The sequence below is a fragment of the Mycobacterium sp. IDUB_39 genome (assembly GCF_055419205.1).
The window spans coordinates 199,529-213,684 of record NZ_JBVAXF010000005.1 but is presented as its reverse complement, the minus strand read 5'-3'; the positions used below and the strand labels follow the sequence as shown (position 1 = coordinate 213,684).

Genomic DNA, 14,156 nt, shown 5'->3' with positions numbered 1-14,156 from the left:
CCGTGACGTCCCGCGCTCTGACGCCCGCAACGCGGTTGCGTGGGGGTGCGGCCGGAATCCTCACCGCGGCCCTGGCCGCGGTCGGCCATGCCGCTGCGGGTGGTGGCGCGCCGTCGGGTGCAGCGGTGGTCCAACTCGCGCTGCTCGCGGTGGCCGTCGGAGCATTCGCAGCCACCGTTCGTGGCGCCGACCGTTTCATCGTGTTGGTCGCGGTGATGACGGCGGGCCAACTGCTCGCCCACGTCCTGCTGTCGGCCGCGAGCCATCACCACAGCGGCACGTCGACCGCGGTGATGCTGGCGGCGCACGCTGGCGCCCTGGTGATAGTCGCAGGGCTGGTCACGGTCGGCGAGTACCTGTGCCGCGTCATGTCGCGGGCGGTGCGCAGTGTCACCCCGCCACCGCGGGGGCCGGCGATCGCCGCGTCCGCCGTGGTGTTCCAGCAGTGCGATCATCCGTTGCGATCCGCAATTGCTCTCGCCTCGTCGCTGTCTCATCGCGGGCCACCGGTCACAGCCGCACGCTGACCGAACCCCCGACACACACGACCAGAAGGCAGTCACACCAATGCGATCCCAACTGCGCGCGTCCTCGCGCGCCCTCGTGGCGGCCGCCATCGCCGGCGCCGCCCTGTCGATCACCGTTGCGGCGGGAGCCCCGCCCGCCTCGGCTCACGTGCACGTCGACGCCGCCAATCCGGCGCCCGGCAGCACCACAGTTCTCACCTTCCGCGTACCCGGCGAATCCGATGGCGGCGCACTCACAACTCAGTTCAGCGTCGCGCTTCCCGACGTTGCGTCGGCGCGCACCGAGGTGATGCCGGGATGGACGGCGCGCCTCGACCGCGACGCCAGTGCAGGCACCGTCCGATCGGTCACCTGGACCGCAAGCCCCAACACCGGCATCGCGGGCGAGCAGTTCGCACTGTTTCGGGTGTCGGTGACACTTCCCGATCAGCCGTCGGTGACGCTGCCCGCCACTCAGACCTATTCCGACGGCACGGTGGTCCGCTGGGACCAGGCTCCGTTGCCCGGGGGCGGTGAACCGGAGTACCCGGCGCCGGTGCTGGCCCTGACCGGAACCGACGAGGGTGGACACGACCACCCGGCACCGTCCGTCTCGCCGTCGACCGCACCGCCCGCGGCATCCGACGTCGCGGTGACCGCGACGCCCCAGGAGTCGGCCAGCACCGGCGATGACACCGCCCGCTGGTTGGCCGGTGGCGCGCTCGTTCTGGCCGCCGTCGCGGTGGTCGCGTCGATTCTGCGACGGAAGTCGGCATGATCCGGCGCGCACTAGCGGCCACCCTGGCCGGGTTGATCATCGCCGCGCTGAGCCTGATGGGCGCGGGGACCGCATCCGCGCACGCGGCACGCATCGCCGCTGAACCCGCTGCAGACGCCGTCCTGGAGACCGGTCCGCCGCGGGTGGCCGCCACGTTCAACGAGGCGCTGCAGTCGAATTTCGCCGGCATGACGGTGGTCGGCCCCGACGGCAACATGTGGTCGACGGGGCCCGTCGACGTGTCGGGCGCCGTCGCGAGCGTCGCGATGCTGCCGTCCGGACCGGCCGGCGTCTACACGGTGAACTACCGCGTTACCTCGGCAGACGGTCACGTGGTTTCGGGCTCGTGGTCGTTCCAGGTGACCGTCGCGGGCACCGGTTCCCCCGGGCCAGCGGTGGCGCAGCAACCCGCAAGCGGTGCCGACGGCGGAGTGCCGGTGTGGCCCTTCGTCGCGGTGGCCGCGGTGATTGTCGGTGGAGGCGCGTGGTGGGCGGTACGACGCAGGTCCTGATGCGCTGGCGCACGGTGGCCGGTGGTGCCGCCGTTGTCGCTGCCGCGGCGGCACTCGCCTGGGCGCTGGCCTATCCGCAGAGCCCGTTCGGATTCACCCTGGCACGCGCGGTGGTCGACGTTGCGGCGGTGCTGACGCTCGGCCTCGCGGTGGTGCCGTGGCTCGACGTCGAGCGGTACCGCCGCGAACTCGCCGAACGAGCCGTCGGTCCGTTGATCGTCGCGGCGGCGGTGTGGGCCGTCGCCGAGTTGGTCCGGCTGCCGCTGTCCGCGGCTCAGGCTGCGGGCGTGCCGGTACTGCAGGTGGGCGCAGCAACCACCGTCGACTTCGTCATGGACACGGCAGCGGGCAGGTCGGGCCTGGTGTGTGCGGCCGCGGCAGTGGTGGTGTGCGTCGCCGCCATCGCGCCACGCACCCCGGCGACGTCGGTGATCATCGCGGGGGCGGCGGCCGTCGGGCTGACCGGGCGGACACTGGTCGGCCACCTGTCGGCCGATGAGTGGGGTGGCATGGCGGTCGCCGTCCACGCACTGGCCGCCGCGGTGTGGTGTGGCGGCTTGGCGGCGCTGGTCCTCACTGTCGACCACCGCGGTCAGTGGGCACGCGTCCTGCCGCGCTTCTCCCGTATGTCCGCGGTGTGCGTCGCGCTGCTGGTGGTGGCGGGCGTCATCGGGGCCGTCGTCGCACTGCGGGCGCCCACCGAGCTGTGGTCGACCGGCTACGGGCGGCTGCTGTCGGCAAAGATCCTGCTCACGGCGGCGCTGACGGTGCTCGCGTGGCGCAATCGGACGGTGTGGCTGCCCGCGGCACGGACGCATCGCTCGACCGCCGCGGTGTCCGGACTGAGGTCGCGAATCGAATTGGCGGGGATGGCCGTAGCGCTGACGCTGGCGGCGGCGCTGGCGGTCACGGGTTAGCCGCGCGAGGCCAATGGCATGATGGAGTCCACTGCCGACCGCGCGCCGTCGACCGTTGGACGAGAACTGCAAAGGAGCAGCTACATGGCAGACCAGCAGGATCGCCCGGAGGACAACTCCGAGAGCCGACCCGCCGATCAGCAACCTCCTGCCGCCGCGACCCCACCGCCGCCTGCTGCCGCGCAACCTCCGGCGAAGGCTCCTGCCAAGAAGGCCACCCCGGCCAAGGCACCGGCGAAGAAGGCGGCTCCGGCCAAGGCACCTGTGAAGAAGGCCGCCGCGAAGAAGGCGCCCGCCAAGAAGGCACCGGCGAAGAAGGCCCCTGCAAGCCCTCCACCACCCTCGGCGACCTCCCCGGCAGCCACGGCCGCTGCCGCTGCCGACACCAACGGCGGCCGTCCGGACGTCAACACTGCGCGGGAAGCCGCGAAGGAGACTGCCGCACAGGCGAAGTCGACGATCTCGACCGCTCCCTCCATACCGCTTCCCGTGGCCCCCGGGCCGCAGTCCTCCCGGCTGCCGGTGGCCGCGGCCATCGCCGCGGGTGTGCTGGCGATCCTCGTCGTACTGCTGGTACGACGCGGATCCGACGACGACTGACACCGCAGCCTTGACCCTGACGCGACGTCAGGGGCGATAGTTCCTGGCATGGACGCGAGGACCGTCGGCGCTGTCGCCGAACTGATCGGTGTCTCGGTGCGCACGCTGCACCATTACGACCACATCGGTCTGGTGATGCCCAGCGTGCGGACCGCTGCCGGCTACCGGGGCTACACCGATGCCGATGTGGAACGACTGCATCTGGTGTTGACCTACCGGGCCGCCGGGCTGCCGCTGGACGAGATTCGCGCCCTGCTCGACGACCCCGAGGTCGACGGGCTGGCCAAGCTGCAACACCAGCACGCCCTGCTCCTGGAGCGGGCCGATGGGCTGCAGCGCACGATCAAGGCAGTGGAGGAACTCATGGACGCGCATCGCAGCGGGATTCAATTGACAGCCGAGGAACAGGTCGAGATCTTCGGCACGACCGCGTTCGGCGAGGAGTACGCGGTCGAGGCCGAGCAGAGGTGGGGCGACACCGACGCGTGGCGTCAGTCGCAACAACGGGTCGCGCGCATGTCCAAGCAGGACTGGATTGACCTCAAGGCCGAGGGTGACGCCCTGCTGGCGGCGCTGGCGCAGGCCAAACGGGACGGGGTCACACCGGGGTCACCGGTGGCCGACGAGCTCGCGGCACGGCACCGGGCCTCGATCGAGCGGTTCTACGAGTGCGGTGGCGAGATGCACCGTGGGCTCGTGCAGATGTATGTCGCTGATGAGCGATTCGCGGCGTACTACGACGACGTCGAGCCGGGGTTGGCCCAGTTCGTCCACGACGTGGTGATCGCTAGCATCTTGAGGTGACCATCGAGCCCCGCCCCACTGCCGACCTCGTCGACGACATCTACCCCGACGTCCGCAGCTGCGATCTGCAACTGCAGAACTACGGCGGGACGACGATGTTCGCCGGCCCCATCACCACCGTGCGCTGCTTCCAGGACAACGCGCTGCTGAAGTCGATTCTCTCGACGCCGGGCGCCGGCGGCGTGCTGGTGGTCGACGGTGACGGCTCGCTGCACACGGCGCTGGTCGGCGACATCATCGCGGGGCTGGCAGCCGATAACGGGTGGGCGGGTGTGATCGTGAACGGGGCGGTGCGAGACGCCTCAACGCTGCGCACCATCGCGGTCGGGATCAAGGCGCTGGGCACCAACCCCCGCAAGGGCACCAAGACCGGCGAAGGTGACCGCGATGTCGCGGTCACCTTCGGCGGTGTCACGTTCTCGCCGGGCGAGATCGCCTACTGCGATGAGGACGGAATCGTCGTTCTAGCTCAGAGCTAAACCGTCACCGGTGCACGGTGTTTGGTGAAGAGCAGCGCCTCGTCGTCGACCTTGCCCTGACGGATCATCCTGATGTCGAGGAAGTAGTTCTGCTTGAGTTTCCACGGCGTCTTCGAGCCGGCCTTGGGTAGCTCGTCGAGCGCGCGCAGCACGTAACCGGGGGTGAAGTCCATCAGCGGACGCTCATCGACCGAGTCACCCGGATGCTGTGGCACCACGGTGTCAAAACCGTTGTCGTCCATGTAGTTCAGCACGCGGCAGACGAACTCCGAAACCAGGTCGGCCTTCAACGTCCAGGAGGCGTTGGTGTAGCCGATGGTGAACGCCATGTTCGGCATGCTCGAGAGCATCATGCCCTTGTAGGACATCGTGGTGGTCAGGTCGACGGGCTCACCGTTGCGACGGATCTCGGCGCCACCGAACAGCCGCAGGTTGAGACCCGTTGCGGTGATGATGATGTCGGCCTCGATCACCTCGCCGGAGGTCAGTTTGATACCGGTCTCGGTGAAGTGGTCGATGGTGTCGGTCACGATGTCGGCGTGACCCTTGCGGATGGTCTTGAAGAGATCGCCGTTGGGGGCGAGGCACAGGCGCTCGTCCCACGGGTTGTAGCGCGGGCCGAAGTGCTTCTCGACGTCGTAACCCGCGGGCAGGCGGCGCTGCGCCATGCTGAGCAGGATCTTGCGCATCTGCTTGGGGAACTTGCGGGCGAACTGGTACCGCGCGGTGCTGATGGCAATGGCCTGCCACCGGTTGACCACGTGGGCGGCCTTCTCCGGCAGGAGCTTGTTGGCCCGCTCCGCGATGGGATCGACCTCGGGCAGCGAACCGATGTAGGTCGGTGACCGCTGCAGCATCGTGACGTGGCCGGCCCCGCTGTTGACCAGCGCCGGGATCAGCGTCACCGCGGTGGCACCGCTGCCGATGACGACGATCTTCTTGCCCTGGTAGTCGAGGTCCTCGGGCCAGTGCTGGGGGTGCACGATGGTGCCCTTGAAGTCCTCAGCGCCGGGGAACGTCGGCGAGTAGCCCTGGTCGTAGTTGTAGTAGCCCGTGGTCGCGAACAGGAACGACGTGGTCATGACGACCTCTTCGCCGTCGTGGTCGACAGTGACCGTCCACTTGTTGTCGGCGTCGGACCACTCCGCGGCCACCACCTTGTGGCGGAAGCGGATGTTCTTGTCGATGCCGTTCTCCGCCGCTGCCTCCTTGACGTAGTTCAGGATCGACGGCCCGTCGGCGATGGCCCTGGCCGAGGTCCACGGCTTGAACCGGAAGCCGAGTGTGAACATGTCGGAGTCCGAGCGGATGCCCGGGTACTTGAAGAGGTCCCAGGTTCCGCCGAGACCTTCGCGGCTCTCCAGGATCGCGTAGGACTTCGATGGGCTCCGGTCCTGCAGGTGCCATGCAGCGCTGATGCCGGAGATGCCGGCGCCGACGATTAGAACGTCGAGATGTTCGGTCATGGCGCCAATTTATCAACACCGTGTCGAATAGGTCAACGGTGTGTTGAGAAATTCGACATCGAGTAAGGTGTGGCCCGTGTCCACCACCAGCCCAGCCCGCGCGGGACGCGGCCGACGTTCGGCCCGCCCGTCCGGCGACGACCGCGAGGCCGCCATCCTCGCGACCGCCGAACAGCTGCTCGAGGAGCGCAACTTCGGCGATATCTCCGTCGATGACCTGGCCAGGGGCGCCGGCCTGTCCCGCCCGACGTTCTACTTCTACTTCCCATCGAAGGAAGCCGTACTGCTGGCATTGATGGACCGCGTCGTGGCGGAGGCGGACCGTAAGGCCGACGAAGCCCTCGGCGGCCGTGACGACGCCCGCGTCGACCCCGCCGGGGTGTGGCGGAGTATCAACGCGCTATTCGACACGTTCGGCGCGCACCGCGCGGTCACGCTGGCCGGAGCCTCGGCCCGCGGAAATGTGCCCGCGCTGCAGAGCATGTGGTCGACCTTCATGGAGAAGTGGATCGACTACACGACGGCCTCGATCCAGACCGAGCGCGACCGAGGGGCGGCACCGATCACCATCCCCGCTCGCGATCTGGCCATATCGCTGAACCTCATGAACGAGCGGACGATGTTCGCGGCGTTCGCCGACGAGCCCTCGGCCATCCCCGCCGACCGAATGGTCGACACGCTCGCGCACATCTGGGTGAGCAGTATCTACGGCGACCGGGCCTGACTCACCCGATCATTCGAACACATGTGCGAACATGGGTAGGTGTCGGATCAGCCTACTACCTCTTCTGGTCGGCCGCGTGCCTCGGCCTCGCGGTCATCGGCTCCGCCTCGGGGCTCCGCGTCGATCCTGCACGCTGATCTCGACTCGTTCTACGCATCGGTCGAGCAGCGCGATGATCCGACCCTGCGCAACCGGCCTGTCATCGTCGGCGGAGGTGTGGTGCTGGCGGCCAGCTACGAGGCCAAGGCCTACGGCGTGCGCACCGCGATGGGCGGGCGCGAGGCGAGGTGGCTGTGCCCGCACGCGATAGTGGTGCCACCGCGGATGGCGGCCTACTCGCAGGCCAGCAGGGCGGTGTTCGAGGTCTTCCACGACACGACTCCCCTGGTCGAGCCGCTGTCGGTCGATGAGGCGTTTCTCGACGTGAGCGGGCTGGCCCGGGTATCGGGCACACCGGTACAGATCGGCGCGCAGCTGCGGTCGGCGGTGCGCGAGCGGGTCGGCCTGCCCATCACGGTGGGCATCGCACGTACCAAGTTCCTGGCCAAGGTAGCCAGTCAGGAGGCCAAGCCCGACGGGTTGCTCCTGGTTCCACCCGATCGCGAGTTGGCGTTCCTGCATCCCCTGCCCGTGCGCCGACTGTGGGGCGTCGGGGCCAAGACGGCGGACAAACTGCGCATCCACGGTGTGCACACCGTGGCCGATGTGGCCGAGTTGAGCGAGACGACACTGGGCTCGATTGTCGGCGGCGCCATGGGCAGGCAGCTGTTCGCGCTGGCGCACAACGTGGACCGAAGACGCGTGGTCACGGGCGTGCGACGCCGCTCGGTCGGCGCGCAGCGGGCACTGGGTCGCGCCGGAAACTCGATGTCCGACGCCGAGGTCGACGCCGTGGTGGTCAACCTGATCGACCGCATCACGCGTCGAATGCGCACGTCCGGGCGGACCGGCCGGACCGTGGTGCTTCGCCTGCGGTTCAACGACTTCAGCCGCGTCACGCGGTCGCACACGCTGCCGCGAGCGACCGCCTCGACCGACGTCATACTCGCCGCGGCGCGCGGACTTGTCGCGGCAGCGCGACCCCTGACCGCCGAACGCGGTTTGACGCTGGTCGGTTTCGCGGTGTCCAACATCGATCGGGACGGCGCGCAGCAATTGGAGTTGCCGTTCGACGCGGCGGTGGACCCGGTGGCACTGGACTCGGCGGTCGACGAGGTCAGACAGCGCTTCGGAAACGGTTCGGTGATGCGGGGCGTGCTGCTGGGTCGTGATCCCGGGGTCGAGATGCCGATGCTCCCCGAGTAATTGGGTCCCCTCGTCGAACGTGCGCTACGGCTGGCCCGAGACCTTGCGCAGGACGCGGTCGCGCACCGCAATCGGCAGGTTAGTCATCAGGGCCGCCTGCGCTCGCGGGCCCGCGCCGACCACGTAGCGGGGTCGAGGTCGGCGTGCGGTCAGTGCCCGTTCGACCACCAACGCGACCTTCTCCGGCGCGACGGCCATACGCCGGGCCATCGGGATGAGCTTCTTCATGCCGACGACATGCCTGGCGTACAGCGAGCGCTCATCGGGACTCAGCGCCGACTCCATCTCCTCGACCATGGTGTCGGCGGTACGCCACATGTCGGTGTCGGTCTGGGCGGGCTCGACCACAGACACCGGGATGTGCCACGGACGCAATTCCATGCGCAGCGCCTCGGCGGCCGCCTCGAGGGCGAACTTCGAGGCACAGTAGGCGCCGAGCATCGGCATGACCAGCTGGCCGTTCACGCTGGATATGAAGACGATGCGACCGTGCGACTCCCGCAGTCTCGGCAGCACGGCGCGGGTCACGGCCAGCGCGCCGATGACGTTGACCTCCAACTGATTCCGCCAACTCTCACTGGTCACGGTCTCAATCGGACCGGTCACCGCGATACCAGCGTTGTTGACTATGCCGTCGAGCCGGGCGGGCAGCTCGGACTCCAGCCGGGCCAGGTGCCCGGCGTCGGTGACGTCGAGGATGAGAGGCGTGATCCGATTCGGGTTGGCCGCCGCGACCGAGGCCGCATCAGTCTCGCTGCGGACGCCTGCGATGACGTCCCAGCCACGCTCGGCGAGATGCTCGGTGATCGACCGGCCGATGCCACGGGCAGCGCCGGTCACGAGGACTGAGGGCATGGTGGCCACGCTAATCGTCTGCGGCCGCGAGCGGGGCCGGTCCGAACCGAAACAGGGCAGCACTCGCCGCGACCGCCAGCGCAGCCAGCGCGATGATCGGCGCCACCGTGAACCGGGTGAGCGTCGCGCCAAGGGCCGCTCCACCCAGCATGGTGGCCACCACCCCGTAGCGCAGCCCCTCGCGATGGCCTGTCCCCCCGGCCAGGCGGCTGTCGAAGCCGATGCCGACGATTGTCGCCGTGAGCACCGTCGTGCTGAGTTCCTGAATGCCGAACTGCCGCGCCGTTGCGCTCTGGATTCCGAACGTCACCGCCAGGCCGGCGATCAGCAGCATGCGTCCACGGCCCTGGTAGTGCAGCACGCCGGCGCCGGCGAGCGCTGCCAGGGTCAGCAGCAGCACCACCTCGATGCTCAGTGCGACCACCAGCCAGCGCCTCACCTGCGCGTCGAGGTGGCGGGCCAGCCTGCCGCCGAGCACCGTGCCCACCATGAAGCTGGCGAAGGCGACGACGGCGGCCGCCATGTCGACACCCGAGTGCGGTACGAACCAGAACCCCAGGAAGATCACGTTGCCGGTCATGTTCGCCACGAACACATGGCCGAGCACCAGCACGCTGACCGCATCGACCAGACCCGTGGCGAACGTCAGCAGCAGCAGCGCTGTGACCGTGGTCCGGTGCGTCACAGGTGATTCGGTGGCCATGACCCGCCTCCGCCCTAGAGTCTCGGCGTCAGATCCAACGAGGTGACGGCGGTCATCTGGGTGATCAGCCACTCGGCGTCACGCCGCTCCATCGTCAATCGGTAGGACAGGTAGCGCAGCGAGGGAATGCCCTTGGTCACCGGGCTGGTCGCCACCGAGTTGGTGTACACCAGCGCGGTCGCCTCGGTCGGGCTCAGCGACTCGACTGCCGCGCCCAGCACCTGCGTGCTGTTGGTGACCTGGGCCTGCTTGTTGGGTTCGACGATCGCGTCGATGTAGCGCCGGTAGTCCGCCGCGAAGTCGCCACCCAGGAACTTCGCCGACCGGTCGGGCAGTGTGTCCATATCGTCGGGGGTGTAGGTCCACAACGTGGTGATCGCGTTGGCCGCGGTCTCGGCGATCTCGAACTTGGTGTGCACCTCGGCGCGGTCCGCCAGATAGGGCTGCAGTGTCGCACCGGCGAATGCGGCCGCACCGACGAACAACACCCCGGCCGCGATGGCCGCCACCTTGAGCCTGCGGCCCGCAGTGCGGTGTGGCACGAGGACGGGTTCGGCTTCCGGCTCCGGATCAGACTCCGGCTCCGGCTCCGGGCCTTGCTCCGACTCCGGGACTTGCTCCTGTTCCCGCTCTTGGTCCTGCTCTGAATCTTCCTGCCCGACAGCCGGTTCGGCCTCGGTCAGCTCCACCTCGGTGCCGGTGTCACCGTCGGAGTCGTGCGGCTCATGTCGTGGCAGGCGATGCCGACGGGAAGTCTTACCCTGCGGGACGCCGCCGGTGGTCAGATCACCTGAATCAGCTGGCTGATCCTCCACTGTTGTCCCTCCTTGACTGTCGTTACCACCCAACGGCTTCCACTCTCAACCGTCGACTTTCCATCCGGGGCTGCGGCACCAATCTTCACCGCGACCAACACGTCGGCGCTGCCGTTGTCGTTCCACCGCTGCACTCCCGCATCAAGCACAGTGCCGGTGGTGGGTTCGGCGCGCGCCACCTGAACGAGGATCTCGTTCATCTTGCCCTTGAACTGCGTCGCGAAGTCTCCGGTGCCCTGCGCCAGGATCCGGTCGGCGTAGTCGTTGGCGTGGAAGGGATCCAGTGTCGTGTAGGCGGTCATGAAGCCACGCACGTAGTCCAGTGCAGCGGCATCCCTGGCCTGGGTGCGTTCCTGGCTCACGTGCCCCGCCACCATGAACACGCTGGCCGCGATCGCCAGCACCGCGATGAGTCCGGTGAGCATCGCCGTGACTGGAAGTCCCCAGCGCATCGGGCGTTTGGGCTCGAGGGTGAAGTCGAAGTAGTCCCGCTCGCCCGTCTCGATCCTGCGGCGGGGGCTCATCCCGTAGCTCCCGCGGCCGTGTTCATCGCGGGCTTCTTCAGCACCGTGAGGCTCGCGACGTGCCAGCGGTCGCCCGCGACCCTGTCGAAGTCCACCCGCACCGTGGCCGTGATGAACTTCAGGTCGTTGGCGTTGTCGCCGCGCTGGCCCTGCAGCGCCAGCAGCATCGAGGCCTTGGTCGCGGTGTTGTTCAGGACCGCGCTGCTCACCGCCCAGTACTCATTGCTGACCACGCCGCCCTTCTCCACCGCCTCCTGCTGGGAGATCAGCTGCGGCCGGTAGGCGTCGGTGGCCAGGGACTGCGCGTTGGCGAAGTCGTCCTTCACCGTCGTCGCCCCGTAGCTGAGCATCTTCTCGACGATGCGGGGTCCCTGCTCGGCGATCTGGGTCCGCGCCTGCTCGACGGCCCGGTCGTGGCTGTAGATCTGTTGATACGCCAGTCCGCTGCCCGCCGCGCAGATCACCGCGGTGACCACGAACACCGTCCCCGCGCGTCGTCGCACGTCGCTGCCGGGCGGGTCGACGACGCGGACCTCGGTACGCAGCAGCAGATCGGCGAAGGTCCGGTGCCGGCTGTCCCACAGCGGCCACAGCCAACCCAGGAGAACCGCCGCGGTGTCGAGCAAGTGCGCCAGATCGCGCAGCAGTAGCCGCAGTGCACTGGCGGCCGTGCCCGTGTCCGTCACGGCGCGGATTCCGAGAAGTGCGCGCCCGAGGGTCCACCCCGTCACTGCAGGCACGACGGTGCGGTTCAGCACCGTGGCCAGCAGCGCCAGGGCTGCCGTCGTGACGAATACCCACCTCAACAGGCTCCACTGATCGGTCATATAGGCGAGCAGGGCCATCGTCACGATCACCGCGGCGCCCGGCGTGACGTCGATCAGCAATGCTGCGGCCCGCGCCTGCCAGGACGCATAGCGGATCGCCTCCTGGTCGGTCGCCGGGGAGCCGACGGTCTCGGGCAGCACCGCTGTCACGACGTGACCTGGTCCAGTTTGGCGACCTTGTAGGTGCCGTCAACCGGGGCCATGTTGACCCGCAGCCGGTAGCCCTGCTCCTGGTTGGCCGCCTCGGTGTTGGTCACCTTGGTTCGCAGCGCCACCAGGACGTCGACCGATCCGTCGTCGTGGTGACGTTCGACGGCAGCCCGCATGTCGGACACCTGCACCTGCACGTTGGCGGCCTGATAGGCCTCCACCAGGATGCTGCTGAACAGGTTGGCCTGGACCGCGAAGTCACCCGTCCCGCATTCGATGATCCTCGACTGGCTGGCCGTCATCGCCGCGGTGTCGGGTGCCTGGGTGGCCGCGACGCACTCCTTGGCGCGCTCCACGGCCAGGATGTCGGCCCGTGCGATCGCCTGACTCTCGTCGTGGCCGCGCAACGCGAGGTAGCCACCGACGCCGACGCCAGCGGCAAGCAGGACAAGCCCCGCGGTGATTCCGGCGAACCAACCGCGGCCGAGTCGCTCCTGCCGACGCGCATCAACGACCTCCGCGGCGTGCTCCTCGGAATCGTCGTGTGCTTCTGACGGCGTAGCGGTGTCCGTCGTCTCGGTGTCGGCTTCGGCCTCGATGTCGGCGTCAGGCTCGTCGTTGTTGCCGGTGGGGTTCAGCTGGCTGGTGCCAGCATCTCCTTCCATCCGTTATCTCCTGGGTTGCTCGAGTTGGTGACGGAGTATGTGACCCCGTCAGGGCCCATGACTTCACCGCTCGATGGGCTGTAGATCGCGCTAGGTCCCGATGCCGGAGTGTAGACACACGGATTGGGCTGCTGGCCACTGCAGCTGACGGTGCCCTGGCCAGGGGCGGTGAGCGGGTCGCTCATCGGTGACGGTGGCTTCGGCGGCAACTGATCGGCGGGCAACGGGTTCATACCGTTGTTGATCGACGGTGCCGGTATCACGTAGCCGGGTTTCACCGGCTGGTCACATCGGGCACCGGCGGCCGGGCAGGTGAGGATCTGGTTCGGGTCGCCATACCAGGGGTTGGTGCCCAGTGGCTCATAGGGCTTGTCGCTGCGGCACTCCTCCGGGGAGGCGGCCCGCTTGCCAGGCACGTCGGCGCACGGATAGTTACGCGCACCACGAACGACGTTGGCCTGGAAGTCCTTCGGGATCTTGCAGTACAGGCCGTCCGGCAGCGGTTTCGTCGTGGTGTCGGCAGGCGATCGCCACTCCGAGGCCGGGAGGAACCCGGTGAGACACGGCGGGGGCTGGTTGATGGACAGACCGAAGTGCAGCAGTCCCTCGCCGTCGAAGATCGTGGCCGCCTGCGCAATCGTGGCGCCCTGGGGCAGGATCACCAGCGCCTGTTCGAGGCCCTTGTTGTAGCGCTTGAGCAGGTCGGCGACGATCGCGATATTCGCCAGCGTCTGCGGCAGCGCCTCCCGCACGTCACCGAACACCGCGTTGAGCTGGTCAGCCGTCGGCGCGGCCTGTTGGATACCGCTGCGCAGTGCCTGATCCTGCTCGGCGGTCTGGCTGGTGATCGTGTTGAGGTTCGCGGCCCACTGCGATATCGCGTCACCCGAGTCGACCTGGCTGTTCAGGATCGGCGTCGAGTTCTCGATGATGTCGTTGACAGGCCCTAGGTTGTCCTTGAAGTCGCTCGCGATCGCCGTCGTCGAGTCCACCAGGCGCTGCAGAGCGGGCCCAAGCCCACCCACCGCCTCAGACGTCTCCGTCAGCAGTGCATCGATCTTCTCCTTGGGCAGCACCGCCAGCCCCTTGTTCGCGGCGTCCAGCGCGGGACCCACCTCGCTGGGCACCGAGCTCTTGGTGATGGTGTCGCCGTCGGACAGGTACTTACCCGTGGTGCTGTCGGACGACACGATGTCGAGGTACTGCTCACCGATCGCGGACACCGAGTGCACGTTCGCGACGGAGTCGGCCGGGATCTTGATATCGCTGTCGATCCGCATCGTCGCCCGCGCACCGCGCTCGGTGGGCTCGACACTGGTGACCTTGCCGATCTGCGTACCTCGGTAGGTGACGTTGGCCGTCGCATACAGACCGCCCGAACGCGGCAGCTCGGCACTCAGGTTGTACTGCCCGACACCCACGACGCTGGGCAGCCTCAGGTAGTAGATGCCGAGTACGAGCAGCGCGACGATCGTGAGGATCGTGAACAGCAGCAGCTGGATCCTGATGAAGCGGGTCAGCATCGC

The 14,156-nt window shown here is 68.2% G+C and carries 17 protein-coding genes; 9 read left to right on the top strand and 8 right to left on the bottom strand.

Annotation, left to right across the window (positions count from 1 at the left end):
• Positions 1 to 2: 2 nt before the first annotated feature.
• The 7 genes from ACZY0X_RS19725 (at position 3) to rraA (ending at position 4,596) form a co-directional block, all read left to right on the top strand.
• Positions 3 to 527: a hypothetical protein gene (locus ACZY0X_RS19725; protein ID WP_463772790.1), complete on the top strand. Its 525-nt coding sequence runs from the start codon at positions 3 to 5 to the stop codon at positions 525 to 527.
• Positions 528 to 567: 40 nt separating this feature from the next.
• Positions 568 to 1,284: a YcnI family copper-binding membrane protein gene (locus tag ACZY0X_RS19720; RefSeq protein WP_463772789.1), complete on the top strand. Its 717-nt coding sequence runs from the start codon at positions 568 to 570 to the stop codon at positions 1,282 to 1,284.
• Complete coding sequence (locus tag ACZY0X_RS19715) at positions 1,281 to 1,796, top strand: copper resistance CopC family protein (protein WP_463772787.1); 516 nt, start codon at positions 1,281 to 1,283, stop codon at positions 1,794 to 1,796. Before ACZY0X_RS19720 ends, ACZY0X_RS19715 begins: the two co-directional genes overlap by 4 nt.
• Positions 1,772 to 2,713 (top strand): CopD family protein, encoded by a 942-nt coding sequence (locus tag ACZY0X_RS19710; protein ID WP_463772785.1) that lies wholly within the window; start codon positions 1,772 to 1,774, stop codon positions 2,711 to 2,713. Before ACZY0X_RS19715 ends, ACZY0X_RS19710 begins: the two co-directional genes overlap by 25 nt.
• Before the next feature lie 84 nt (positions 2,714 to 2,797).
• Positions 2,798 to 3,313, top strand: coding sequence for a hypothetical protein (locus tag ACZY0X_RS19705; protein WP_463772783.1), 516 nt, complete (start codon positions 2,798 to 2,800; stop codon positions 3,311 to 3,313).
• Positions 3,314 to 3,361: 48 nt separating this feature from the next.
• Positions 3,362 to 4,117 (top strand): MerR family transcriptional regulator, encoded by a 756-nt coding sequence (locus tag ACZY0X_RS19700; protein ID WP_463772781.1) that lies wholly within the window; start codon positions 3,362 to 3,364, stop codon positions 4,115 to 4,117.
• Positions 4,114 to 4,596 (top strand): ribonuclease E activity regulator RraA, encoded by a 483-nt coding sequence (gene rraA, locus ACZY0X_RS19695; protein ID WP_354522822.1) that lies wholly within the window; start codon positions 4,114 to 4,116, stop codon positions 4,594 to 4,596. Before ACZY0X_RS19700 ends, rraA begins: the two co-directional genes overlap by 4 nt.
• Here rraA and ACZY0X_RS19690 read toward each other — a convergent pair.
• Positions 4,593 to 6,062 carry a flavin-containing monooxygenase gene (locus ACZY0X_RS19690; protein WP_463772780.1) on the bottom strand — a complete coding sequence of 490 codons (1,470 nt, stop codon included), beginning with the start codon at positions 6,060 to 6,062 and terminating at the stop codon, positions 4,593 to 4,595. The genes rraA and ACZY0X_RS19690 overlap by 4 nt on opposite strands.
• A 76-nt stretch (positions 6,063 to 6,138) precedes the next feature.
• Between ACZY0X_RS19690 and ACZY0X_RS19685 the strand changes: the two genes are divergently transcribed.
• Together ACZY0X_RS19685 and dinB are read left to right on the top strand one after the other, a co-directional pair.
• Positions 6,139 to 6,786, top strand: a complete 648-nt coding sequence (locus ACZY0X_RS19685; RefSeq protein ID WP_463772778.1) for a TetR/AcrR family transcriptional regulator — start codon at positions 6,139 to 6,141, stop codon at positions 6,784 to 6,786.
• A 39-nt stretch (positions 6,787 to 6,825) separates the two neighbouring features.
• A complete protein-coding gene (gene dinB, locus ACZY0X_RS19680; protein ID WP_463772777.1) occupies positions 6,826 to 8,091 on the top strand; it encodes a DNA polymerase IV in 1,266 nt (421 codons plus the stop codon).
• 24 nt (positions 8,092 to 8,115) lie between these two features.
• On the opposite strand, the gene ACZY0X_RS19675 is transcribed toward dinB, so the two are convergent.
• Genes ACZY0X_RS19675 through ACZY0X_RS19645 form a run of 7 tightly spaced genes read right to left on the bottom strand, consistent with a single transcriptional unit; the run spans position 8,116 to position 14,153 of the window.
• Positions 8,116 to 8,946 carry an SDR family NAD(P)-dependent oxidoreductase gene (locus ACZY0X_RS19675; protein WP_463772776.1) on the bottom strand — a complete coding sequence of 277 codons (831 nt, stop codon included), beginning with the start codon at positions 8,944 to 8,946 and terminating at the stop codon, positions 8,116 to 8,118.
• A gap of 10 nt (positions 8,947 to 8,956) precedes the next feature.
• A complete protein-coding gene (locus ACZY0X_RS19670; protein WP_463772774.1) occupies positions 8,957 to 9,649 on the bottom strand; it encodes a YoaK family protein in 693 nt (230 codons plus the stop codon).
• A 14-nt stretch (positions 9,650 to 9,663) separates the two neighbouring features.
• Positions 9,664 to 10,464, bottom strand: coding sequence for a mammalian cell entry protein (locus ACZY0X_RS19665; protein WP_463772772.1), 801 nt, complete (start codon positions 10,462 to 10,464; stop codon positions 9,664 to 9,666).
• Positions 10,431 to 10,988, bottom strand: a complete 558-nt coding sequence (locus tag ACZY0X_RS19660; protein ID WP_463772771.1) for a mammalian cell entry protein — start codon at positions 10,986 to 10,988, stop codon at positions 10,431 to 10,433. Before ACZY0X_RS19660 ends, ACZY0X_RS19665 begins: the two co-directional genes overlap by 34 nt.
• Positions 10,985 to 11,965, bottom strand: a complete 981-nt coding sequence (locus ACZY0X_RS19655) for an RDD family protein (RefSeq protein WP_463772769.1) — start codon at positions 11,963 to 11,965, stop codon at positions 10,985 to 10,987. Before ACZY0X_RS19655 ends, ACZY0X_RS19660 begins: the two co-directional genes overlap by 4 nt.
• On the bottom strand, positions 11,962 to 12,630 hold the full coding sequence (locus tag ACZY0X_RS19650; RefSeq protein ID WP_463772767.1) for a hypothetical protein: 669 nt from the start codon (positions 12,628 to 12,630) through the stop codon (positions 11,962 to 11,964). Before ACZY0X_RS19650 ends, ACZY0X_RS19655 begins: the two co-directional genes overlap by 4 nt.
• Entirely contained in the window at positions 12,600 to 14,153 is a 1,554-nt protein-coding gene (locus ACZY0X_RS19645) for an MCE family protein (RefSeq protein WP_354522831.1), read from the bottom strand. The genes ACZY0X_RS19650 and ACZY0X_RS19645 overlap by 31 nt, the downstream gene beginning before the upstream one ends.
• Between the last annotated feature and the right edge of the window lie 3 nt (positions 14,154 to 14,156).

Excerpts from the sequence above, each read along its gene's own strand:
- ACZY0X_RS19720 (WP_463772789.1), top strand. The coding sequence starts at position 568 with ATGCGATCCCAACTGCGCGCGTCCTCGCGCGCCCTCGTGGCGGCCGCC.
- ACZY0X_RS19715 (WP_463772787.1), top strand. The coding sequence starts at position 1,281 with ATGATCCGGCGCGCACTAGCGGCCACCCTGGCCGGGTTGATCATCGCC.
- ACZY0X_RS19705 (WP_463772783.1), top strand. The coding sequence starts at position 2,798 with ATGGCAGACCAGCAGGATCGCCCGGAGGACAACTCCGAGAGCCGACCC.
- ACZY0X_RS19700 (WP_463772781.1), top strand. The coding sequence starts at position 3,362 with ATGGACGCGAGGACCGTCGGCGCTGTCGCCGAACTGATCGGTGTCTCG.
- ACZY0X_RS19690 (WP_463772780.1), bottom strand. The coding sequence starts at position 6,062 with ATGACCGAACATCTCGACGTTCTAATCGTCGGCGCCGGCATCTCCGGC.
- ACZY0X_RS19675 (WP_463772776.1), bottom strand. The coding sequence starts at position 8,946 with ATGCCCTCAGTCCTCGTGACCGGCGCTGCCCGTGGCATCGGCCGGTCG.
- ACZY0X_RS19670 (WP_463772774.1), bottom strand. The coding sequence starts at position 9,649 with ATGGCCACCGAATCACCTGTGACGCACCGGACCACGGTCACAGCGCTG.
- ACZY0X_RS19660 (WP_463772771.1), bottom strand. The coding sequence starts at position 10,988 with ATGAGCCCCCGCCGCAGGATCGAGACGGGCGAGCGGGACTACTTCGAC.
- ACZY0X_RS19650 (WP_463772767.1), bottom strand. The coding sequence starts at position 12,630 with ATGGAAGGAGATGCTGGCACCAGCCAGCTGAACCCCACCGGCAACAAC.
- ACZY0X_RS19645 (WP_354522831.1), bottom strand. The coding sequence starts at position 14,153 with ATGCTGACCCGCTTCATCAGGATCCAGCTGCTGCTGTTCACGATCCTC.